This window comes from Halomonas sp. 113, assembly GCF_904067645.1.
GTDB classification, from domain to species: Bacteria; Pseudomonadota; Gammaproteobacteria; order Pseudomonadales; family Halomonadaceae; genus Vreelandella; species Vreelandella titanicae.
The window spans coordinates 1-1,376 of the sequence record NZ_CAJFDU010000015.1 but is presented as its reverse complement, the minus strand read 5'-3'; the positions used below and the strand labels follow the sequence as shown (position 1 = coordinate 1,376).

1 protein-coding gene is annotated in these 1,376 nt (G+C 51.7%); it reads right to left on the bottom strand.

The genetic code is table 11. The annotated features are described in order from the left end of the window. Positions 1-185 precede the first annotated feature (185 nt). A partial coding sequence (locus tag YERSI8AC_RS00075; RefSeq protein ID WP_159178009.1) for a transposase occupies positions 186-1,376 on the bottom strand: 1,191 nt, incomplete at its 5' end.

Sequence of the window (1,376 nt, the reverse complement as noted above, 5' to 3'; positions counted from 1 at the left end):
TAACGAGGCTGTAGAAAAAACCGATTTCGAGCCGTTTCCACCGCCTGTTGTCCTTATTTATTTACCCAGCCGGTCATCTGGCTGAGTAATCTTAATATCGGCATTTAGCCACTTTAGCGCCCAACTAAAGCTTGTTGAAGACGGCCTTTTGCTCTTAAAAAGCAACTTACTCCGCTCTAAGCCCTTCATGACGCGGCCATGTGGCCGTAATTCGCCAACTTTTCAATATTGTGCACTAAGCAGTAGAGCTGCCACTGACTTTGCACCTTTTTCTTACCCCGAAGGCTGAAGCGGTTCAACCTTTTCGTCGTGCCAATGTTACCGAATACAGGCTCTACGACTGACATGCGATGGCTGTAAATCTCTTTGCCCTTCGGGCTATCAACCCGATGCTTCATCCAGTCCGTATAATTGGGTAAGCGTTTGTTCTCGATAATAAAAGACACTTGTCGCCCTGCGCCGTTGCGATGGTCGGCCGAACTCGGGTTCTGCATGCATCGGTATTTCTTTGGGCAATGCCGACATTGCAGCAAACGCCCTTCAAAGTGTACCCGGATCTTGCCATTGTCTGTTTCTCGTTGCCCGCGATAGGACAGCTTTTCACCGGTGGGGCAGATACACGTTAGGTTTACAGGATCAAACTGGAACGCGCTGGCGGGCGTCGTCTCTCGCCAGCCTTTGTCCGGGAGGTTCTGGTGGCGCTTGCCGTATTTGTCTTTCTGGTCGGCGAACTTCGGATCTCGGCTGCGGAACTGGTTATCGGGGATGTAGCCGTTGATCTGCTGTTCGTACAGATACTTCATGTTAGCTTCATTGGCAAAGCCAGTGTCAGCGGTCACGACGGTGCCTTTCTGGTAGATGTTCTCGGCGATGCCCAGCTTCTTAAAACGCGCTTCTACCTGCTCCAGAACTGGCTTCAGGGTATGATGCTCCTGGCCTTCGCCGAAGGCCTGAGCATCAATGACGATCTGGTGCTTTTTATCCACCGTGGCTACGCCGTTATAGCCCTGGATCGTGCCCTTGCTGGTGGTCATTTTGGCACTTTCGTTATCGGTCAGATTGCTCTTCACTTCCTTGATTCGCTTCCCCTGGCCCATCCTTGGGCTGTGCATCTTTAGGAAACGATCCACTTTATTCATGGCGGCATCTAGCGAGAGAATCGTCTTGGCTCGGCGAATGTCCCGATCCAGGTCGGCTTCCGTTTCGGCTTCATCACGCGCGTAGTGCTCCAATAAATGATGCCGAATCAGTCCTCTTAGTTTCTCCCGCTTCTCGCCCAATTCTTTGAACGTACCCGACCACTCCTTAGAGGCATCGGAGGACATCTTGCAGCCGTCAATGGCAAAGAGTTCGTTACCCAGCAAGCCTTGTTCATG